The sequence below is a fragment of the Pseudomonas xantholysinigenes genome (genome assembly GCF_014268885.2).
Taxonomy (GTDB): domain Bacteria; phylum Pseudomonadota; class Gammaproteobacteria; order Pseudomonadales; family Pseudomonadaceae; genus Aquipseudomonas; species Aquipseudomonas xantholysinigenes.
In genome coordinates this window covers 4,384,013-4,405,343 of the sequence record NZ_CP077095.1, presented here as the reverse complement: position 1 = coordinate 4,405,343, position 21,331 = coordinate 4,384,013, and the positions used below count along the sequence as shown (strand labels likewise).

Below are 21,331 nucleotides of genomic sequence, written 5' to 3'. Positions count from 1 at the left end.
CCAGGAATCGCCATGATGCTCGCTCAACTGTCGTTCTCGGCCCTCGACTGGCTGCCCATCCTGCTCGGTGTTGCACTGGCCTACATCGTCTTTGGCATTGCCGGCTTTGGCACCGCGCTGGTGGCCGGTCCGGTATTGATCCATTTCATGCCGCTGTCTCGGATCATCCCGCTGCTGGTGCTGCTGGATTTCGTCGCTGCCTTTGGCAACCTGCTGCCGTCGCGCCGGGATGTAGTGCGCGGCGAGTTGTTGCGGCTGTTGCCGTGCATGTTTGTCGGCTGTACCTTGGGCGTGGTGTTCCTGTTGCACCTGAAGTCCGACCTGCTGCTGTTGCTGATGGGGCTGTTCGTCACCGGCTATGCCCTTTATGGATTGGCGGTCAAGGTGCGGCCGGCGCACCTGTCGGGCTGGTGGGCACTGCCAATGGGCACGCTGGGCGGGCTGTTCGGCGCCTTGTTCGGCAGCGGCGGCTTCCTGTATGCGATCTATCTGAGTGCACGGCTGGAGGCCAAGGATCAGGCGCGGGCGACCCAGGTTGCACTGATCAGTTGCAGCACTGTGGTGCGGCTATCGTTGTTCCTGATTGCCGGGGTGTACGCCGACAGCAGCTTGCTGCTGCTCGCGGCCTGCTTGCTGCCGGTGATGTTCATCGGCTCGTGGATTGGCCGTTGCCTGACCCTGAGGCTATCCCGCGAAGCCTTCATTCGCTTGGTCACCTGGCTGGTGCTGGCCAGCGGCCTGGCGTTGATCGGTCGCTACCTGAGTGCCTGAGCAGGCGGTAGAATTACGCGATTACCGCAGTCCCCAGGCCCGTCTCACGCATGAACACCCAGAGCATCATCGTCCCCAAGCTGTCCACCGTGCCGGTTCACGAAGCCCGTGCCCGCGCCATCCTGCGTTGGCTGGTACGCGAGAAGATCGTCGAGGAGGCACTGACCACCTGTGGCCGTACCGGCAACCGCATGGGCCATGCCCTGGCCGCAGGCGCGCGCAAGGTCGCGCTGCACCCCGAGAAGCTGCCGCTTGGCCAGCAGGTCAATGGCCTTGAGGTGATGCTCAAGCGCTGCATCTATACCCCTACCGAGGGTTTTCTCGAAGAGGCCGGGTGCCCGGAATGCCGGCGCGAAGTCGGCGAGCCGCTGTTCGAGAGCCTGGAAGAGTGGATGCCCGGGGTCAGCGACAACTTCACCTGCCCGCTGTGCGGCTTCGAAGACGACATCAATGGCTTCTTGTACCTGCAGCCATGTGCCTTTTCCAACCTGGGGTTCATCTTCAACAACTGGGGCGAGGCCGGGTTTACCCAGGCCTTTCTCGACAGCTTCGCCGACTGGCTGGACCAGCCGGTGGCGGTGGTGCAAGTCAGTTGCAAGCTTTAAGCCGCAAGCTTCAAGCATGCGCGCTTTGCTCGGACGCTGATTCTTGTAGCTTGCCGCTTGTAACTTGAAGCTTGAATTACATTGAGCGGCGCGCCCTGGATAGGTATAATGGCGCGCTTCCATTTTTCCCTCCCGGGAGCCCCCGCGATGCTGCGTATCAGCCAAGAAGCCCTGACCTTCGACGATATCCTCCTTGTACCTGGCTACTCCGAGGTACTGCCCAATGAAGTCAGTCTCAAGACCCGTTTGACTCGTGGCATCGAGCTGAACATTCCCCTGGTTTCCGCCGCCATGGATACCGTGACCGAAGCGCGCCTGGCCATTGCCATGGCCCAGGAAGGCGGCATCGGCATCATCCACAAGAACATGACCATCGAGCAGCAGGCCGGCGAAGTACGCAAGGTCAAGAAGTTCGAGGCTGGCGTGGTCAAGGACCCGATCACCATCGACGCCGACGCCACCGTGCGCGACCTGTTCGACCTGACCCGCCTGAACAACATCTCCGGTGTTCCGGTGCTGGAGAACGGTGACCTGGTCGGCATCGTCACCTCTCGTGACGTGCGTTTCGAAACCCGCCTGGACGCCAAGGTCCGCGACGTGATGACCCCCAAAGAGCGTCTGGTCACCGTCCGCGAAGGCGCCGACAAGAACGAAGTCCGCGAGCTGCTGCACAAGCACCGCCTGGAAAAAGTCCTGATCGTCGACGGCAACTTTGCCCTCAAGGGCATGATGACCGTCAAGGACATCGAAAAGGCCAAGGCCTACCCGCTGGCGAGCAAGGACGACCAAGGTCGCCTGCGCGTCGGCGCCGCGGTCGGCACCGGCAAGGACACCGGCGAGCGCGTTGCCGCCCTGGTAGCCGCCGGCGTTGACGTGGTGGTGGTCGACACTGCCCACGGTCACTCCAAAGGCGTGATCGACCGCGTTCGCTGGGTGAAAGAGACCTACCCGCAAGTGCAGGTGATCGGCGGCAACATCGCCACCGGCGCTGCCGCCAAGGCCCTGGCTGAGGCCGGCGCCGACGCGGTCAAGGTCGGCATCGGCCCAGGCTCGATCTGCACCACCCGTATCGTCGCCGGTGTCGGCGTGCCGCAGATCAGCGCCATCGCCAACGTCGCCGCCGCCCTGGAAGGCACTGGCGTGCCCCTGATCGCCGACGGCGGCATCCGTTTCTCGGGTGACCTGTCCAAGGCCATCGTCGCCGGTGCGTCCTGCGTGATGATGGGTTCGATGTTCGCTGGTACCGAAGAAGCACCGGGCGAAGTCGAGCTGTTCCAGGGCCGTTCCTACAAGGCCTACCGTGGCATGGGTTCGCTGGGTGCCATGGCACAGGCGCAAGGCTCTTCCGACCGTTACTTCCAGGACTCCTCGGCCGGCGCCGAGAAGCTGGTCCCGGAAGGCATCGAAGGCCGTGTGCCGTACAAGGGCGCCCTGGCCGCGATCATCCACCAGCTGATGGGCGGCCTGCGTTCGTCCATGGGCTACACCGGTAGCGCAACCATCGAAGAGATGCGCACCAAGCCGGAGTTCGTGCGTATCACCGGCGCCGGCATGGCCGAGTCCCACGTGCATGACGTACAGATCACCAAAGAAGCCCCTAACTACCGCGTAGGCTGACGCCTCAAGCTACAAGCTACAAGCGGTAGTTGCGCTGCAGCAACTACCGCGTTTTCCCCGATCAACTTGCAGCTTGCGGCTTGAAGCTTGCAACTGCATCAGAGATTGAGTCATGGCCCTCGACATTCACGCTCACCGCATCCTGATCCTCGATTTCGGTTCCCAGTACACCCAGCTGATCGCCCGCCGCGTGCGCGAAATCGGCGTGTACTGCGAACTGCACCCGTTCGACATGGACGATGAAGCGATCCGCGAATTCAACCCGCGCGGCATCATCCTGGCCGGTGGCCCCGAGTCGGTCCACGAAGCCAACAGCCCACGCGCTCCGCAGGCCGTGTTCGACCTGAAGGTCCCGGTACTGGGCATCTGCTACGGCATGCAGACCATGGCCGAGCAGATGGGCGGCAAGGTCGAAGGTTCCGACCTGCGCGAGTTCGGCTACGCCCGCGTTGACGTGGTCGGCAAGAGCCGCCTGCTCGACGGCATCGAAGACCACGTCGACGACGACGGCGTACTGGGCCTGGACGTGTGGATGAGCCACGGCGACAAGGTCACCCAGATGCCGGGCAACTTCAGCGTGCTGGCCAGCACCCCGAGCTGCCCGATCGCTGGCATGTACGACGACGCCCTGGGCTACTACGGCGTGCAGTTCCACCCGGAAGTGACCCACACCAAGCAGGGTGGTCGCATCCTGTCGCGCTTCGTCCAGGACATCTGTGGCTGTGAAGCCCTGTGGACCGCTTCGAACATCGTCGAAGACGCCATCGCCCAGGTACGCGCCCAGGTGGGTTCGGCCAACGTCCTGCTGGGCCTGTCCGGCGGCGTCGACAGCTCGGTGGTTGCCGCGCTGCTGCACCGCGCCATCGGCGACCAGCTGACCTGCGTGTTCGTCGACAACGGCCTGCTGCGCCTGCACGAAGGCGACCAGGTGATGGCCATGTTCAAGGAGAACATGGGCGTCAAGGTGATCCGTGCCGATGCCGAGAAGCAGTTCCTCGACAACCTGGCCGGCGAAGCCGACCCAGAGAAGAAGCGCAAGATCATCGGCCGCACCTTCATCGACGTGTTCGATGCCGAGGCCAGCAAGCTGGAAAACATCCAGTTCCTCGCCCAGGGCACCATCTACCCCGACGTGATCGAGTCGGCCGGCGCCAAGAGCGGCAAGGCCCACGTGATCAAGTCGCACCACAACGTCGGTGGCCTGCCGGAGGAAATGAACCTCAAGCTGGTCGAGCCGCTGCGTGAACTGTTCAAGGACGAAGTGCGCAAGATCGGCCTGGAGCTGGGCCTGCCGTACGACATGGTCTACCGTCACCCGTTCCCGGGCCCGGGCCTGGGCGTGCGCATCCTCGGTGAAGTGAAGAAGGAGTACGCCGACATCCTGCGTCGCGCCGACCACATCTTCATCGAAGAACTGCGCAAGGCCGACTGGTACCACAAGACCAGCCAGGCGTTCGTGGTGTTCCAGCCGGTCAAGTCGGTCGGTGTTGTCGGTGATGGCCGTCGCTACGCTTGGGTCGTGGCCCTGCGTGCGGTCGAGACCGTGGACTTCATGACCGCGCGTTGGGCACACCTGCCGTACGAGCTGCTGGAAACCGTCAGCGGCCGTATCATCAACGAAATCGACGGCATCTCCCGCGTTACCTACGACGTGTCGAGCAAGCCGCCGGCCACTATCGAGTGGGAATGATCCCACGTCCGGCACTGCCCGGCACGATCTAGCAAAAAATGCCCTGAAGCCCGCGTAATTGCGGGCTTTTGGCTTTTTGGGTCTGGCAAGTTCAGGCAGGGTTTTGCATCGCCAAGCATCTATTTTTTATGGCATGGTACGGGGTACTAACTGCATCCGATGCCATGCATGAGGCTTGATACCATGCTCGTCTTATCAGGACGGGCATGGTATCGAGATAGCCAACAGGCCCGGTTTTACTGGGGGAAACCCCATTCTTCCGCGCTTTTTAGAGCATGGTATTTTTCATGGGAAAAGTGGAAGCCATGCTCACTGATACCAAGCTTCGAAACCTCAAACCGCAAGACAAGCTCTACAAGGTGATTGACCGCGATGGTTTGTACGTGGCGGTTACACCGGCCGGCTCAATCTCCTTTCGCTACAACTACTCCATCAATGGCCGGCAGGAGACCGTCACCTTCGGTCGTTATGGCTTGGGCGGGATCACCCTGGCGGAGGCGCGTGAGAAGCTAGGGGAGGCGAAGAAGATGATCGCCGGAGGTAAGTCGCCAGCTAAGGAGAAGGCGCGTGCGAAGGCGCGCACGAAGGGGGCTGAGACATTTGATGATTGGGCTGAAAAATGGCTGCGCGGCTATCAGATGGCGGATTCGACACGCGACATGCGCCGATCAGTCTACGAGCGAGAATTGAAGCCGAAGTTTGGCAATCAGAAGCTGGCTGAAATCACTCATGAGGATCTGCGGGCGCTGACTGATGCGATAGTGGAGCGGGGGGCGCCTGCAACTGCTGTCCACTCCCGTGAGATCGTGCTACAGGTCTATCGCTGGGCCATTGAGCGTGGCCAGAAGGTTGAAAACCCAGCGGACCTAGTGAGGTCTGCCAGCATCGCCAAATTTGAGCCACGCGATCGGGCGCTGACGCCTGATGAAATTGCGCTGATGTACCAGTACATGGATCGGATCGGAACAGCGACGTCGGTTCGTGCCGCAGCCAAACTCCTGCTGCTGACGATGGTGCGCAAAAGCGAGCTGACCAATGCTACGTGGAGTGAAATCAATTTCAGCGAGGCGCTATGGACGATCCCCAAAGAGCGGATGAAGCGCCGAAACCCTCATTTGGTGTTTCTGTCCCGGCAGGCATTGGATTTCTTCATTGCGTTGAAAACTTTGGCCGGAGGCTCTGATTACATCCTGCCGTCACGCTACGACTCCGATTTGCCAATGAGTGCCGCCACAATCAACCAGGTACTGACGCTCACCTATCGCCTTGCCCAAAAGGAGGGGGTGCCGCTAGGTAAATTCGGCCCCCACGACCTGCGCCGCACGGCTAGCACGCTGTTGCATGAGGCGGGCTACAACTCCGACTGGATCGAGAAGTGCCTCGCGCACGAACAGAAAGGTGTGCGAGCCGTTTACAACAAGGCCGAGTATCGGGATCAGCGCCGTGCGATGTTGCAGGATTGGGCGGACATGATTGACGAGTGGACGCTTAGGAAACCTCGTGTAGCGGATTGATTCTGAGCCTCACTGGCCAAACAGAGCACACGACTTCGCATGTGTTTGTGGCGACATACCCACTTCGGTGGGTTTTTTTTCGTCCCGAAATAGGCGTTTTAGGGACACTTTTTTTCTATCGAATTTCCTTAATAAAACTGCAGATAAAACAAGGCATTGCGTGACTGTCCCTGTCCCGAAACTAGACGTTTTTCGGACAGTTAAGTTATTGATTTGTAAAGGAAAAAATAGAATGCATGCTGGAAATTACCGGAAATGTGGGGCAATAATCGAACCTCGAGTGATGACGGAACGAGGTATTCGGTGTGGAAAAAGAATCGAGAAAAGAGCGCAAAGTATTGATCAGTAAGAAACAGTTGCTGGCAATGATTCCGCTATGCGAGCGCACGATCTACAACTTTGAAAAGCAGGGAAAATTCCCTCGCCGGATTGCGCTCAGTAGCCGCAAGGTCGTGTGGGATCTGTGCGAGGTCGAAGAATGGATTGATGCATGCAAGGGCAGTGGCCCGGCTCCGCGGCCAGGAATGGGAGCCTGAATTGTGGCAATTGACTTACGGGAAGCGTTCGAGAGTGAGCCTCCCACTCTAGACTTTATTTGGCCGGGATTCCTCGCTGGTACAGTAGGAGCTTTGGTAGCTCCCGGAGCTACAGGCAAAAGCTTTTGGGCTTTGGAAGCTGCAATGGCCATCGCATGCAGCGTTGCAGGCGGGGATCTTGTAGGGCTCGCCCCAGCATGTACTGGCCGCGTCGTCTACTTCGCAGGAGAAGACCCAGAAGCCGCACTCGTGCGCCGGATTCATGCCATCGGTCGGCACCTGAATCAGCAGGCACGTGAATCCATCGCGAGGAACCTTACCCTTGAGCCAATAATGGGTAAGCGGCTGAACGTAATGGATGATCGGCATCTTGCCCGGGTCAACGAGTTTTGCGACGGTGCCCGGTTGATCGTACTGGACACACTCAGCCGGATTCACGACCGTGACGAGAATAGCAACGGTGACATGTCGCGGCTTGTCGCTACGCTTGAGCACGTTGCTGCCAACACCGGAGCATCGGTGTTGTACCTTCATCATGTCAGTAAGGGTAGCGCCCGCGAGGGGCAAACCGATCAGCAGCAGGCAGCGCGTGGTGCATCAGCTCTAATCGACAATGCCCGTTGGTGCGGCTTCGTGGCCAAGATGACCGAGGACGAAGCAAAGCGACTGAGTGACCGCACCTATGAGCGACAGCCTATTGGCAACGACAGGCGCAGTTTTTTTGTCCGTTTTGGTGTAAGCAAGCAGAACTACGATGCCACCCCGCTCGACCAGTGGTACCAACGCCAGGAAGGAGGCGTTCTTGTGCCGGTTGAACTGGCGGAAGTGAGGAAGGGGAGCCCGCTGCAATTCGCAAACGGAAGTGATGATGAGCGGTGGTAACTCCGTGGTCCCCACCAGTACTATCGCACAGGCCAGAGTGATGCTTTATCAGCCTAGCCAGCGCCCGCGTCTGCGCGAAGGTGATTGGGCTGAGACATCATTTGGGCGCTGCCGTGTAGCAGGTCGACTGGGGCAGAGACACGCGGATGTATTGGAAGCGGTTCTGTACTGCGCAGAACGTCGGCGGCCTGTCTCCGATGGTGGCGTAGAACTTCTAGTAGATCCCGCGCGAGTGAGAAAGACACTTTCCGATAGCCGCTACAGCTTCTCACAGCTCGAAAAGCTGCTGGCCGAGCTTCGCGCTGCAACGATCACAATTGAAACGACGCAATTTGATTTTCCCATCATCGGCGGGTTGATTGATCACGTTATCCCTTCCCCCATGACACGTCCCGATCCTCTGACAGGAGGAGAGCGGAACCTATGGCGGGTGCGGCTCGGAATTGCGTTGATGATGCTCCTTGAACATGATCTGAGCCTGTATTACGACCCGGCCCCAATAGCTCGCCTCCGGCACGGCATCAGTCAAGCGATAGCTCGGCACCTTTTAAGCCACAAAGTAGTTCCAGCGGGCGGTTGGTATCTAGACACCGTTATCGTGGCGGTTGCCGGACAAGCCTCAAGTCAAGACATGCGCAATGCGCGAAAGAGGCTTAGGGAGGATGCTGAAGATCTACGACGAATTGGGCTTGTGCTCAATGGTGATCGTATTACAAAGGCGGTGCTCGCAACTCCTGAAGCGTTTCACACTCGCCCGATGGCGTGTCACATCCGCCCGGAAGCGTTTCACACCCGCCCGGTGCGTGCCACACCCGCCCGGAGTTAACAGGATATTCAGGATATTCAGTCCTGCGCGGCACAGCCCGCGCTTAGGCGCGGTCAGGCCTTGCACAGTCGGCCTACGGCCGTTTTAGCACCAAAAGGAAAGGGCGGTTATCCGTCGAGGCGCCACAGGAGTGCCTAGACGCTTACGTGATGGTCAGTGTTGCTGAACGGCTAGAAGTTGATCAGACCGCGGCGTATGGCCAAGCAGCAATGTTTGGTCAATGGGGGCTGAGACAAGTCCGTGCGTATTACTAATCTTGCAGCCTCGGGGTAGGTGTATGAAGGCCGTGCGTATTACTAACGGCGAAGCTCCCGTGATGAAATTTCACGAGTAAGTTGCGCGCCGTTTGGAAGGCAAGCCCCGCCCTGGGGCGGGGAGCGTGGGACTGGTCATCGGTCACAGTTTTTCGCGGTTCTCATGTTTCGCCGCTTCCTTCGCAGCTTGGATGGCCGCTAATACTTGCTGGTTTAGGCAGGCGCTACTCTTGCTTCCCAGCATTGGTAAACGATTGATGATCTGTGCCCCGGCAAACATACGATGGGAAGCCGATAAAGCGAGCGGGCTTACCCGAAGCTGCAAGGCTGTGTATTGGCGATGCAGCTTATCGAGCTGCGGCCCATAGCCTTTGCAGCGCAGCCACCGACCGAGTGCCCACATGCCTATGGCTAACGTTGAGGCGAGTACTATGAATCCAGCAAACATAAGGACTTCTCTCATGGTTGGTTTTCCGATTGGTTGTTCGAGGTCATGCCGGGCAACTGGAGCGTTGCGAGGCGGCCGGGGGTAGGGCTGGTGTCGGAGGCGGGACGGATGACATTGGATTCCTCTTGTGTGGATTTAGCAGCTAACTCCACTTCATTAGTCGGACTCACCGAACCGTTACCCTCTGGAAGAGGTGCTGGAGATCCTGAGCCAGGATGCAAGGCATGCGCGTTCTCCATACCCGGCACTGACATTGATGCCATTACGCCGAGCATTTTTGCTGCACCACTAGCCGCTTGCGAAAGCGTGTTATTGGAGCCGGTGGCTCCACCTTTTGGTGTCGTAGGCTGTTCCTTGCCATCATTTCCCTGCGCTGACTTTCCGGCATGTTTGACGGCCTGCTGTACGCTGCTGCTAGGTTGAGAGAGCGATGGTGATGGGGCCGTATTGGCGGTGCCGCCGCCGACCCGCGAACCGGCGGTGCTAGCCCCTTTGGCGGCAGCGCTGCCGCCTGTACTGGTGCCAACGCTCGCGGATGAGGCCATGCCCCCTGCGGAAGACGCCACTTCCCCGGCCGAGCTGGCGCCGGCAAAGCTGGAGTTGATTGCACTGGCCAGACTGCCACTTGCCCCGGCCACACCTGTACCCGCCCCGGCTGCACCGAGCGTGCTGGCCGCCGCTGGAGCCGCTGCACCGGCTGTTGCGATCGTGGCCATTGCCGCAGCTGCACCAGCAGCACCGGCCACTGCCATCCCGCCTATGGCCGAGCCGCCGCCCATTGAGGTGCCGCTAATCATGCCGCCGATTACGTCAGGAATAGTTTTAGTGAGGTAACAGCAAACCAAGGCCAAACCGACCATAGTCATTAATGACGCTTCGTCATTGGTGTAAGCGGCCAACCACTGTTTTGCCGACTGTACGATCAGGCCAACAATCAGAGTTAGTACAAATAGCTTGGTACCAATCGCAACGGTGAAGCGCATAGGTGCAATCGCAAAATCTCGCGTCCATTGCGAAGCGCCGAAGCCGAGGAAGAGCACCGAAGCATTGATGATGACGTAAGACTCCACGAGCGTCACAAACATGAACGCAGCGATGAAGGCGAAACATGCCAGTACAAGGATCGCGCACACGGCGATCAGAAGTCCCTTGGCCGGAGAGAACACCGAAATGCCCTTTACCATAGTCCGGCCAAAATCCAGCGCAACTGCCAGCATATCGCCGGGTTCTAATGCCCGCCCGAGACCGCTCGCTGATGCCGCCGCATCTCGGAAGCTGTCGACAATGGCAGTCGACCATTCCACCGAGTACTTCATGACTGCGAGGAAAAAACCGATTACCAGTACAAAGCGCAGCAGCTCGCCGACAATCTCGCCGAAATCAGCCTGCTTCATAACTAAGGGCATGAAAGTCCAAATGAACTGGATCGAGGCCAGCAGCCAAAACAGTCTGATCGCATAGTCATACAGCTTTCCTGACCACTGGTGCGACTGTTGCAAAACGAGGTCGAGTAGGCCCTGGACGGATGTATCTGCCTGGGCAAGGTCAGTCGAGGCCATAGCATCCGCACTAACAAACACGCTCGCCATAGCGAGTAACAAAAATAGGCGACGATCCATAGCTAGTACCCTTTGACGCCGCCGCGAGTGTTCGGGCGCGCATCAAATGAGGCATCAGCGTCATGCTGTTGCCGTTGTTGCTCGGTCATCGCAGTACATGCGCTGTCGCTATGAACGACTACGGTGAAAATGGCACCGGCCATTGCGGACCCGGCGCACATCAATACGATGAGCCATCTTGAAATAGTCATTTCAGTATCCCTTCACGCCGCCGCGTGTGCTTTTGCGCGCTTCAAACTGCTGTTCGGCAGCTTCGCTAGCTGCCTTCCGGTCCCCTTCCTGAGCCAGGTAGTTGCCCTGCATGTTGATTTGCGTGGCAACGAGATCGCGTAGCTTTTGCAGTTGCTGCACGTTCTGCGATGCGATTTCGTTGCCCGCCTGAATCGCCTGCATCCTTCCAGCGGCATTATGTGAACGAGCCATCATGCGTTCGAGTTGGGCATCTTCCGATTCAAAAGTGCTGGTGTTTATATTTGCTGCACCCAAAGCGCTTCTAACGTTGTCTCGACCTTGTTCAGACCACCTTTCATAACGATCCCGCGTCTGCGCCTCTCCAGAGATAGCAGCTTGAGCTAGATAGTCTTCGAAAGCGGGATAGGCTGTGTTGAACTGCGCGTCCATGTTCTGAATAAGACGGCCGAGTGCTTGTGAACGCTGATAGATGTTCAGCACGCTTCTCAGGTCGGCGGCGATGCTACCAAACATAGAGTTGGGTAAGCCCGAGCCCTGAGTGAGCATATTTTGGTACTGCTGGATTTGGGTTTGGAGTTGCTCAGCAGTGTTCAAAGCAGTATTTACCTGTTCGGCGTATTCGAACATTTGCTGGTAAAACGTTGAGCAGTTTGAGCAGTAGATGGCATAAGCCGGGCTTGGTGCTATGTAGAGACTCGAACCAATGCATAAGCTCGCTACGATAAGCCTCACGCTTCGCCTAAGATCTCTGGCGGTGTACGCCGATAATTTCCCCGGTTCTGGTTTCATCTTGAATTCCTCGTTTTGCCATCATCCGACGCTCAATTATTCACCTATATGGTCAGTTTATGAATATGCGGATAAGTTTCTATCCGCATACAAATCAATGGATTGAGTCCCGGAAGTGTCCCGAAATCAAAACGGTTTTCGGGCGCAGAAAATTGATTTTATTGAGGATTTCAGTCGGGTGGGGCGTTCATGTGGCCGTCTGACTTAGTGTGAAGTTTAGGAAAAAAAGCCCACCGAAGTGGGCTTTTTGGTGATAACCAAGCCGTCAGTGGAGTGCACAGTAGGGGTTTGGTGTGCGATACATGCCACGCTCTGCTTCAGGAATACGCAGTGTTTCGAGCTGCCATTCTTCAACTAGAAAAGCCAGCTCGGCCGCAAGGCGTTGAGCTGCCACAATCTTTTCTCTAGTGCGCCTGCTGGGCCGGCCTAGACAAGCTTGCAGCTCGTTGAGTTGATTAGCTAATTCGTTGATGCGATGAGCTGTCTTCATGGTCAATTCCCTTACTAATCTTTTCGACGATTCTGTCAAATTCCTTTCGGACTTGATCATCCGTAAGTTCAAGATTAACCAATCCTGATTTTATTGCAATTCTTCCGATTCTGTCAGCAGTCTCGTTGTCGAGTTTTGCAAGACGAGCTTTAGCTGTTTCCAATTCGGAAAGCGCATCGCTCCTACGTTCTGAAAGGGTCTTTCTTGCCAATTGGACTCTCCTTTTGGTGTCGGTCTAATGCTCTGATTTTGACGCGGTACATAAAATTCTAGCGGTGCCTGAATGATGATCATATGGGATTCTCCTTTCGCAGGGCAACGCGTGCGCTATGGAGCCCTCAGATAATAAAATCAGTGCAATTGAAGGAAATCGAAAGCACTTGAGCGCAATTTAAGGAAATTTAAGGCAACTCTGGAGGAGGTTAATGCAGCTCAAGGCAACTTTAGGATAATCAGATAAATTTAAGGAAATTGTTTAGGAAGGTTGCGTAGCTAAAGTGTGAAGTAGCCTTGAATTGCACTTGGCTGGACGGCAAGATGTGTGTTGTACGGGTACGGGCAAAGCCCGAACCCATCCAACACCGCCCCTTATTCGCCTGCGGCTCAACGGCATCGTGCTCTGCGAGGCGTACAGTCGCTGCCGCGTCTAAAGGCAAAAATACCGCTAGAAATGGAGCGCCTATGACAAGCAGCGCTAAAGAGAAAACGACGATTCGCCGACGCGGCAAGCCAATTGAAGTTTGGGTTACTGACGAGGAAAAGGCGGCGATTACTGATAAGGCCAAAGAAGCCGGCATGTCTCGTTCGGGCTACCTTCGCGCCATAGGCATGAACACGCCTATTCGGTCGGTCGTTGACCTGACCGCCGTGGGTGACTTGGCTAAGGTGAGTGGCGACCTCGGGCGGGTTGCTGGTTTGCTAAAACTCTGGCTTGCCGAGAAGCGTGGAGAAGGCGCGAGCGCGATTGACGTAGAAGGTGTGATGATGGAGTTTAGGAGGTTACAGGTGGCCATCGGAATGAAGATGGGAGATATTGTCAAGACTCACAAATGAACTCTCAGTTCTGATCGGTTCTTGGGATATGGAGCCTATAAAAATTGATGGCCAATTTGCTGCCTTCCGTTTGACTCCTAGGCTCGATGCCATCCTGCCTTGCTCAATGTGTGCTGGGTTGCTTTAGTCCATGTGTTTTGACGCGAGAGGGCAGGACCGAATGAGGGATCGATTGCACGACGAGGCGATGTCCGAGCAGCTAAGAGCAGACCCTTCATATGCAGCTGAATTGCTCGCTGATGTAATACGCGAGGGCGACCCAGCAGAGCTGGATATTTTGTTGCGACAGCTAGCCCTCGCGGTTGGAGCGCACGACCAGAGCAGGCACGAATAGTGGCTGTGCACCATCCCCTTATTTTTTTACAGACGCTCATTCCAAACTTTTTGCTGCTTCCTCGAGCGGCCTCGGTGCGCTTGCAGTTCGTAGCGTGAGCCTAGAGGGGGGCTGGGTGTTCACAAAACGGTCGTTTTCTGAACGGTCCGCAGGATCGCCGGTTTGTCCTACCCCCAACTCTTCCCAAGCTGTTAAGATTGCCGTCATTTTTTCTATGTTTGGGTACTGTCAATGAAACAACGCATAGGGTACGCCCGCGTTTCGACAGATGACCAGCACCTTGACTTGCAACGGGACGCACTAACGAAAGCGGGTTGCAGCGTCATCTATGAGGAAGCGGCCAGCGGGAAATCGACGGCTCGACCGGAGCTTGAGCAGTGCCGCAAGGCGCTGCGAGAGGGCGACACGCTTGTGGTTTGGCGACTGGACCGGCTCGGGCGCAGTCTGCCGGACTTGGTGCGAATCGTGGCCGAGCTGGAACAGCACGGCGTTGGCTTCGAGAGCTTGACCGAGAAGATCGAGACGGACAACGCAGCGGGTAGACTGGTTTTACATGTGTTCGCCGCCCTGTCCGAGTTCGAGCGGAATTTGATCCGCGAGCGCACACAGGCCGGTCTGGCTGCCGCTCGCGCACGTGGCCGGGCTGGTGGCCGTAAGCCGAAGCTGGACGAACAGCAGGTGCGGGAAATCAAGGCGCTTTTGCGCGACCCAGACATTCAAGTGGCTGACGTGGCCCGCCGTTATGGCGTGTCCCGCACCACACTTTACAAACACGTCGGCGTCATCGCGCCGCGCCAATAGAGGTCGAGACGGAATGCTCCAACAACTTGACACGGCAGACAGCGTGCGCCGTGAGGTTGCCCCCCGCACCGCCCAGAAGCATAAGTCTGAGCTGGGCCAGTTCATGACGCCCTCGAGCGTAGCCCGCTTCATGGCGGGCATGTTCCCCCCTAGCACCATGCAGACCTGCCGCTTGCTGGATGCGGGCGCGGGCGTAGGTGCACTTTCTTGCGCCTTCCTTGACCGCTGGGTGGCCGGTGGCTTCGACTTCACGGAGGTAGAGGCGACGGCCTACGAGGTGGACGACAAGTTGCGGGGGCACCTCAAACAGCATTTGACGGCTTACAGCAAGGTCAAGGCCGAAGTCATCGCTGGGGACTACATCGAACTAGCAACCGCAGAGGATCCGCAGGCCCAAGGCTATACCCACGCAATCCTCAATCCGCCCTACAAGAAGATCAACAGCAATTCAGCCCACCGCCTGGCCCTGCGCTCTGTCGGTATTGAGACGGTGAACCTGTATTCGGCCTTCGTTGCGCTCGCTGTAGCACAGGCCGCACCGGGCGGCCAGATCGTCGCGATCATCCCGCGCAGCTTTTGCAATGGGCCGTACTACCGCCCGTTCCGTGACTTCATTCTTGAGCGTGCGGCCATCCGCCACATGCACCTCTTCGAGTCGCGCAACAAGGCGTTCAAAGACGATGAAGTGCTTCAAGAGAATGTCATCATCCGCCTTGAACGAGGCGGGCAGCAGGGACCAGTGACGGTCACCACATCGACCGATGACGGCTTCACCGACCTTGCCACGAATGAACACCCGTTCGACCGTATCGTGTTCCCGGATGACCCAGAGCGGTTCATCCATGTGCCCACTACCACCGAAAAAAGCACCATTGAGCTACTGCGCGGGGTGCGCTACTCCCTTGCCGATCTTGGCATCAAGGTATCGACCGGGCCTGTGGTGGACTTCCGCTTGAAAGAGCAACTGCGCGAGATGCCCGAAGAAGGCGCTGTGCCGCTGATCTACCCTGGACACCTGAGCATTACTGGGACGGTTTGGCCGGTGCCGGGCTTGAAGAAGCCGAACGCGATCTTGCGCAACGCCGAGACGGAAAAGTGGCTTTATCCGAACGGTTTTTACTGCGTGGTACGACGGTTCTCATCGAAGGAAGAGAAGCGCCGGGTGGTGGCCAGCGTGGTTGATCCTGCGGCCTTTGGCGACCACACCGTGCTGGGGTTTGAAAACCACATGAATCTCTTCCACGAGAACAAACGCGGCTTGCCGGAGCTGCTGACCCGAGGGCTGGCCGTGTTTTTGAACACCACCGCCGTGGATGAGAGCTTCCGCCGCTTCAATGGACATACGCAGGTCAACGCAACCGACCTCAAACTGATGAAGTACCCCAGCCGTGAGGCGCTAATCAAGCTTGGGCAGTGGGCGAAGCAGCACAACGAAATTACGCAGGAAATGATGGACGAACAGCTAGGGAAGCTGACCGCATGACGGACAAAAAGCACGAATACATCGAGGCCGCACACCAGATCATCATTTCTCTGGGGCTGCCGCGAGCGCAGCAGAGCGAGCGCTCCGCCCTGTCACTGCTAGCCCTGCTGAACCTCACACCCGGTAGGTCGTGGGCGGAGGCAGAGAATCCGCTGGTAGGCATCACCCCTATCATGGATTGGGCGCGAGAGCATTACGGCAAGGAGTACGCTCCTAACTCTCGCGAGGCTTTCCGTCGACAGACTATGCATCAGTTCTGCGACGCTGGTGTGGCTCTATACAACCCGGACAAGCCAGACCGCCCGGTGAACAGCCCGAGGGCGGTCTATCAGGTCGAGCCCTCAGCTCTCAAGCTGCTGCGCAGCTTCGGTAGCGAACAGTGGCACGATAATCTCACTGCCTACCTGGCCGAGCGTGAAACACTAATTGCTAAATACGCTATGGAGCGCGAGCATAACCGCATCCCGGTTGAGATCGCGCCGGGGAAGGAAATCACTCTCAGCCCAGGCGAACACAGCGAACTGATCCGAGCCATCGTCGAGGACTTTGCACCCCGCTTTGCGCCGGGTAGCTTGCTCGTCTACGCCGGCGATACCGGCGACAAGTGGGGCTACTTCGACGCCGCACTGCTCGCCGAACTGGGCGTGGCCGTGGACTCGCACGGCAAGATGCCCGATGTGGTCTTGCACTTCGTGGAGAAGAATTGGCTGCTGCTGGTCGAGTCCGTCACTAGTCATGGGCCGGTCGATGGCAAGCGCCACTCCGAACTAGCCAAGCTCTTCGCCGGCTCCAATGCCGGGTTGGTCTATGTGACCGCCTTCCCGAACCGCACTATTATGGGCCGCTACCTTGGAGAAATCGCATGGGAGACGGAGGTTTGGGTAGCCGATGCGCCGTCACACTTGATCCACTTCAACGGTGTGCGCTTCCTTGGCCCGTATGAGGAAGAGGGCAAATAATGGGGGATTCTGAGTTCATCAAGCGATGCGCTGAGAAGGAGATATATGCCTATGGAACAGCATATATCTTCGAGTCGCGTTCACGGTCACTGCGGTTCGGGCTTCGGATACTTAGTTTCCTATCGTTGGCGGTTCCCGTGAGTGTTGGGGGGATAGCAATGGCTGCGGCAAATGCAAAGCTGCTGCCTGTCATTGTGACTATCAGCGGACTATTGAGTATTCCGCTGTTTGTTATAACTTTGTGGTCACTGGTTTTTCGGTGGGAAGAACGCCTTGCCGCTTCAGAGAATGCCTGCAAAGCTAATAGCGAACTTAAAAACGGCTGGGAGGATTTGGCGCGGTACAAGGGTGCTGATGCGGAAGAAAAATTCAGTGCTCTTCTTGAACGTGACCGAGTTCAAGAGGAAATCGACAAGAAGCAGGATGTCACTGCAAAAGAAAAAAGGCGGATGATGAGGGCAAGCCTCATTCAGTATCGCCGCAAGTGTGCGACTTGTGGCGTTCAGCCTATTTCGATGTCCGTTAAGGGAAGTTCTTGTGCCACTTGTGGCGATTTTTAAAAAGGGGAAGGTAGATGAGTGAGAAAGCAAAACGGGTTTTGTCTGTCTGGGTGTCGTTGACGCCAGAGGAACGAGAAGAGGCAGTCAAGCTTATAAATGAATATCAAAATGCAGATGAAAGGAAGAAGAAAGAGATTAGTCTTGAGTCTCTTAATGAATCCCACTGGTTTGCGAAGTCAACAACAATGAACTTCGGACCTCTCGGTGGCGAATGCCCGTACTGCGGGAAATAATGGGGATGACGAATAGCCAAGTCCACCCGCAAGGGTGGATTTCTGTCTTAATAGCGCCAGAGCATGAAGTGCGGGCCAAGCAGATGCGGGCAGAGCGTGATCGCCAGTATGGGAACATCTACACCGAAGTCGCCACTGATGAGCGTTGGGTGGGTGACTTGGGCGAGATGGTTTTCAACTCTTGGTTCAAGCACGAGGGCATCCAAAGCTTTAGGTGGATATTGGACGATGCCGCTGGTCAACCTGACTTTGTAACGGGTCTGAATATCCGAGTCGGCGTCAAAACCGTGAAGCGTAAGGTCCCGCCCCGCAACGACTACACCGCTCAAATCACCGCCCGTCATGCGGAAGAGCCAATCGACCATTACTTCTTCATGACATACGAAATTGCCGAGCGCCGCATGTGGTTGCTGGGAGGCATAGGCCGCGAGCGTTTTTTGGAGGAGTCACGCTACTACTCGGCTGGTGAATGGGTACATCCTAACTACCAAATTCGGAGGGGACACGAGATTTACAACATCGAAATATCGAAGCTGAATCCCCCAAAGGACTGGATCGCTCAAGTCACATAGGAGAGTGCAAGGCCAGACCTGCGGGAAGCGGCCGCTGAAATTTGGATGAGTTTCTTGGACTGGACGGTATGTAGTGACTCCCCTGACTACACGTCTGGCGAATTTTTTCTATGAGTACCGTGCCTGAGTAGCTTCACCATTCCCAGAGTCATGCTTTGAGGCTTGCGTGCCAGGGCGCTTCCTCGGTGTCAGAGTAATAATCTGTCGAGTGGACGCGGGCCATGCTACCTTTCGTGGAGACTCGGCGCGTTCACATTGGTAGGGGCACATGGAACTGAGTGCGTTAAAGAAGCAGCTGCAGAAACAGCTTGGTGATGGTCTCGTTCTGGTCGTTGGTTCCGGACTGTCATGCGCGGAGGGTGTGCCGGGGATGGGGCCGCTTGGACGGCATCTTGTCACGCATATTCCAGCGAGCCTCTCCGCGGACGATAACAACCTTTGGCAAGAGATCTATCCGCTCATTGAAACTGAGGGGCTGGAAGCTGCGTTGCTAAAACATGCTCCAACGCCATCCCTTGAGGCGGCTATCGTGCAAAGCACGGGCGATTTTATTGCTTCTGCCGAAACGGGGATTATTTCCGAGGTGTTCTGCAACGCAAAGACCCTTCGTCTAACCAGGCTTATCCCCCATCTGTTGAAACCGGATACAGGGATATCAATCGTGACGACGAACTATGACCGTCTTGTTGAGCTTGCCTGCGAAGAGGCTGGGCTAGGTGTTGACACGATGTTCTCTGGCCATTTTGCTGCGCGGCTTGATCCTCAAGATAGCTACTGGGGCTTCTGCCGTAGCGTCAAACTAGTCGGTAAGAATGTACGGTACAAATTCGCGCCAAAGGCAAACGTCTACAAACCGCACGGTAGTCTTGACTGGTATCACCGTGAAGGCAATCCGGTACGCTACGCAGGATCACTGCCGCTTCCTCGACTCATCATCACGCCGGGGCTAAACAAATTCAGGAGCGGTTACGAGAGCCCGTTCGATAAGCACCGTGAAAAAGCCAACGATGCTATCGACAAGGCTCGCTATTTTCTGATTCTCGGTTACGGCTTCAATGACGATCATTTAGAAACGCATCTGACCCCGCGGATCAAGTCAGGTGTGAAGACCGTAATCTTGACCTATTGGCTTTCTCCTAAGGCGCGGGAGTTGGCCATCGGGCACAAAAACGTGATCGCGGCAGAGTTTCACCAGGAGGGTGGCATTCTTGGCACCCGTTTCATCATCGACGGCGCAGAAAATTTTTATCCCGATGTCGATTATTGGGACCTAGACGGATTCGTGAAAGGAGTTCTATCCGCATGACTGGTGCAGCGCTTGACTTTACAGATAATGATCAAATTGGACGCGTCGCCGGTGTTGACACCAGCCGTGTAGCCATTGACGTCAACAACTCCGAAATGCTGACACGTGTTGGTATTGGGCAGCTCATTGCGATTAGGGGGGTGACACAGGCTGAGTTCCTGATCGCGATGGCTGATCGGGTTACACGTTCACTCCGTGAGGAGCTTCCCGACCCAGCAGATGGTGATTTTGGAACGCTGACGGTCTCGCCTGCTGATCACATGCAGGCTTTTGTTATCGGTACGTATCGGACGATTGATGGTGACAAATCAAACACTTTTAAGCGCGGAGCAGATAGCTTCCCTCAGATTGATCGGGAGTGCTTCGTCATCGAAGGAGCTAACTTACAACGCTTCATGGGCATTTTGGGTGCAGACCTCTCGGACGACGAGCGCTTAAAGCTAGGTACTTTCGTCGCCGACCGAAGCGCTGAAGCGATCGCTAGCGGTGACAAATTTTTTCAACGACATGCTGCGATCCTCGGCAGTACCGGGTCCGGCAAGAGTTGGGCAGTTGCGCTCATCCTTGAGAGGGCAGCCAAACTCAAGTTTCCCAACATAGTGGTTTTCGACATGCATGGCGAATACCAACCGCTCGCGGACGAAAGCAAAGGCGGGTTTGCGCAACGGTTTCGGATCGCGGGACCTAGCGACTTAGCTGCGCCTACGGATGATGCGTTGTTTCTTCCATACTGGCTGCTTAACCGTGACGAGATGCTGTCGATGGTCTTGGACCGCAGTGATCAGAACGCTCCCAACCAAGCCTCTCGCTTTACCCGGCACGTGCGTGAACTGAAGGGAATGACCCTGGATGCTTCGGGCAAGGCGAAAGTTAAAGAGACATTCACAGTCGACTCCCCAATCCCTTACGCAGTATCCGACTTGGTTGCTCGATTGAAGGTCGACAATACCAAGAAAGGGATTGGGGCAACGGGTAACGCCGTTAAAGGTGAATGGGAAGATAAGCTCACGCGTTTCATTTCCCGACTGGAGGCAAAGCTAGAGGATCGTCGATATGGCTTTATGTTCTCGCCACCACGAGAGTCGTTGGATTACGGATGGCTAGCAAAGCAGATCGTAAAGCTTCTTCGCGCTGATTCAAATAATGGGATTAAGATCATTGATTTCTCCGAGGTACCGGCTGATGTGCTTCCTGTCGTCACTGGGACACTGGCCCGTTTGCTTTACGACGTCCAGTTTTGGATGACCTCGGATGCTCGCACGCCGATCACATTGCTTTGCGATGAGGCTCACCTCTATCTGCCAGTTAAGGATGACGCTGACGCCGTCCAACGACAGGCCCTATGGTCATTTGAGCGCATAGCAAAGGAAGGGCGAAAGTATGGGTTCTCCTTACTTGTGGTGAGCCAGAGGCCATCGGATGTCAGCCGAACGATCCTCTCTCAATGCAATAATTTCCTAGCCCTCAGACTGACGAACGACAGCGATCAGAATGTCATCAAGAGGCTAATGCCAGATTCTCTAGTTGGCTTGACGGCTATGCTTCCTCTGCTCGACACGGGCGAAGCTCTCCTACTGGGTGATGCTGTACTTCTCCCCACGCGAATCAAACTGGACAAACCTCGAGTGAAGCCTGATAGCGCGACACGAGACTTCTGGAGGGAGTGGGGCACCCTCATGCCCGATGAGAAGCTGCTTGAGGCCGCAGTCGAGTCTCTGCGCAGCCAGTCGCGGGCGGGTAGCTAGAGCTATACCCTACCCACGCACCGCCAGATCAATGGAGTGCGAAGCATGGCAC

Annotated in this window: 22 protein-coding genes; 17 read left to right on the top strand and 5 right to left on the bottom strand. The window is 56.7% G+C overall.

Going from position 1 to position 21,331, the window contains the following annotated elements; all coding sequences use genetic code 11:
- The first annotated feature begins 15 nt into the window (after nucleotides 1-15).
- From HU772_RS19705 to HU772_RS19670, 8 genes are all read left to right on the top strand, one after another.
- Nucleotides 16-771, top strand: coding sequence for a sulfite exporter TauE/SafE family protein (locus HU772_RS19705; protein ID WP_186658637.1), 756 nt, complete (start codon nucleotides 16-18; stop codon nucleotides 769-771).
- A 50-nt stretch (nucleotides 772-821) separates the two neighbouring features.
- Nucleotides 822-1,376 carry a sugar ABC transporter ATPase gene (locus HU772_RS19700; protein ID WP_186658323.1) on the top strand — a complete coding sequence of 185 codons (555 nt, stop codon included), beginning with the start codon at nucleotides 822-824 and terminating at the stop codon, nucleotides 1,374-1,376.
- A 147-nt stretch (nucleotides 1,377-1,523) separates the two neighbouring features.
- Nucleotides 1,524-2,993, top strand: coding sequence for an IMP dehydrogenase (guaB, locus tag HU772_RS19695; RefSeq protein ID WP_186658334.1), 1,470 nt, complete (start codon nucleotides 1,524-1,526; stop codon nucleotides 2,991-2,993).
- Nucleotides 2,994-3,105: 112 nt separating this feature from the next.
- Complete coding sequence (gene guaA / locus HU772_RS19690) at nucleotides 3,106-4,683, top strand: glutamine-hydrolyzing GMP synthase (RefSeq protein ID WP_186658345.1); 1,578 nt, start codon at nucleotides 3,106-3,108, stop codon at nucleotides 4,681-4,683.
- Nucleotides 4,684-4,988: 305 nt separating this feature from the next.
- A complete protein-coding gene (locus HU772_RS19685) occupies nucleotides 4,989-6,197 on the top strand; it encodes a tyrosine-type recombinase/integrase (protein WP_186658640.1) in 1,209 nt (402 codons plus the stop codon).
- A 305-nt stretch (nucleotides 6,198-6,502) separates the two neighbouring features.
- Nucleotides 6,503-6,733: a helix-turn-helix transcriptional regulator gene (locus tag HU772_RS19680; protein ID WP_186658362.1), complete on the top strand. Its 231-nt coding sequence runs from the start codon at nucleotides 6,503-6,505 to the stop codon at nucleotides 6,731-6,733.
- Nucleotides 6,734-6,736: 3 nt separating this feature from the next.
- Nucleotides 6,737-7,615 carry a helicase RepA family protein gene (locus HU772_RS19675; protein WP_186658365.1) on the top strand — a complete coding sequence of 293 codons (879 nt, stop codon included), beginning with the start codon at nucleotides 6,737-6,739 and terminating at the stop codon, nucleotides 7,613-7,615.
- A 232-nt stretch (nucleotides 7,616-7,847) separates the two neighbouring features.
- Nucleotides 7,848-8,441 (top strand): hypothetical protein, encoded by a 594-nt coding sequence (locus tag HU772_RS19670; protein WP_225923062.1) that lies wholly within the window; start codon nucleotides 7,848-7,850, stop codon nucleotides 8,439-8,441.
- Nucleotides 8,442-8,837: 396 nt separating this feature from the next.
- Here HU772_RS19670 and HU772_RS19665 read toward each other — a convergent pair whose 3' ends face one another.
- From HU772_RS19665 to HU772_RS19645, 5 genes are all read right to left on the bottom strand, one after another.
- Nucleotides 8,838-9,158: a hypothetical protein gene (locus tag HU772_RS19665; protein WP_186658368.1), complete on the bottom strand. Its 321-nt coding sequence runs from the start codon at nucleotides 9,156-9,158 to the stop codon at nucleotides 8,838-8,840.
- Nucleotides 9,155-10,762 (bottom strand): P-type conjugative transfer protein TrbL, encoded by a 1,608-nt coding sequence (gene trbL, locus HU772_RS19660; protein ID WP_186658382.1) that lies wholly within the window; start codon nucleotides 10,760-10,762, stop codon nucleotides 9,155-9,157. The genes HU772_RS19665 and trbL overlap by 4 nt, the downstream gene beginning before the upstream one ends.
- A 192-nt stretch (nucleotides 10,763-10,954) precedes the next feature.
- Nucleotides 10,955-11,743, bottom strand: a complete 789-nt coding sequence (trbJ, locus tag HU772_RS19655; protein ID WP_186658391.1) for a P-type conjugative transfer protein TrbJ — start codon at nucleotides 11,741-11,743, stop codon at nucleotides 10,955-10,957.
- Nucleotides 11,744-12,008: 265 nt separating this feature from the next.
- Nucleotides 12,009-12,233 (bottom strand): hypothetical protein, encoded by a 225-nt coding sequence (locus HU772_RS19650; protein ID WP_186658394.1) that lies wholly within the window; start codon nucleotides 12,231-12,233, stop codon nucleotides 12,009-12,011.
- Entirely contained in the window at nucleotides 12,199-12,396 is a 198-nt protein-coding gene (locus HU772_RS19645) for a TraC family protein (RefSeq protein WP_437182450.1), read from the bottom strand. The genes HU772_RS19650 and HU772_RS19645 overlap by 35 nt, the downstream gene beginning before the upstream one ends.
- 518 nt (nucleotides 12,397-12,914) lie before the next feature.
- On the opposite strand from HU772_RS19645, the gene HU772_RS19640 reads away from it, so the two are divergent.
- The 9 genes from HU772_RS19640 (at nucleotide 12,915) to HU772_RS19600 (ending at nucleotide 21,279) form a co-directional block, all read left to right on the top strand.
- A complete protein-coding gene (locus HU772_RS19640) occupies nucleotides 12,915-13,286 on the top strand; it encodes a plasmid mobilization protein (RefSeq protein ID WP_225923061.1) in 372 nt (123 codons plus the stop codon).
- Between the two features lie 565 nt (nucleotides 13,287-13,851).
- Complete coding sequence (locus HU772_RS19635; protein WP_186658396.1) at nucleotides 13,852-14,421, top strand: recombinase family protein; 570 nt, start codon at nucleotides 13,852-13,854, stop codon at nucleotides 14,419-14,421.
- A 13-nt stretch (nucleotides 14,422-14,434) separates the two neighbouring features.
- Entirely contained in the window at nucleotides 14,435-15,904 is a 1,470-nt protein-coding gene (locus HU772_RS19630; protein ID WP_186658400.1) for an Eco57I restriction-modification methylase domain-containing protein, read from the top strand.
- A complete protein-coding gene (locus HU772_RS19625) occupies nucleotides 15,901-16,863 on the top strand; it encodes a BsuBI/PstI family type II restriction endonuclease (RefSeq protein ID WP_186658402.1) in 963 nt (320 codons plus the stop codon). The genes HU772_RS19630 and HU772_RS19625 overlap by 4 nt, the downstream gene beginning before the upstream one ends.
- Nucleotides 16,863-17,423, top strand: a complete 561-nt coding sequence (locus HU772_RS19620) for a mobilome CxxCx(11)CxxC protein (protein WP_186658404.1) — start codon at nucleotides 16,863-16,865, stop codon at nucleotides 17,421-17,423. The genes HU772_RS19625 and HU772_RS19620 overlap by 1 nt, the downstream gene beginning before the upstream one ends.
- A 14-nt stretch (nucleotides 17,424-17,437) precedes the next feature.
- Entirely contained in the window at nucleotides 17,438-17,656 is a 219-nt protein-coding gene (locus tag HU772_RS19615) for a hypothetical protein (RefSeq protein WP_186658406.1), read from the top strand.
- Between the two features lie 5 nt (nucleotides 17,657-17,661).
- Complete coding sequence (locus HU772_RS19610) at nucleotides 17,662-18,228, top strand: hypothetical protein (protein WP_186658408.1); 567 nt, start codon at nucleotides 17,662-17,664, stop codon at nucleotides 18,226-18,228.
- A 268-nt stretch (nucleotides 18,229-18,496) separates the two neighbouring features.
- Nucleotides 18,497-19,534, top strand: a complete 1,038-nt coding sequence (locus HU772_RS19605; RefSeq protein WP_186658410.1) for an SIR2 family protein — start codon at nucleotides 18,497-18,499, stop codon at nucleotides 19,532-19,534.
- Nucleotides 19,531-21,279: an ATP-binding protein gene (locus HU772_RS19600; RefSeq protein ID WP_186658412.1), complete on the top strand. Its 1,749-nt coding sequence runs from the start codon at nucleotides 19,531-19,533 to the stop codon at nucleotides 21,277-21,279. Before HU772_RS19605 ends, HU772_RS19600 begins: the two co-directional genes overlap by 4 nt.
- The last annotated feature ends 52 nt before the right edge of the window (nucleotides 21,280-21,331 follow it).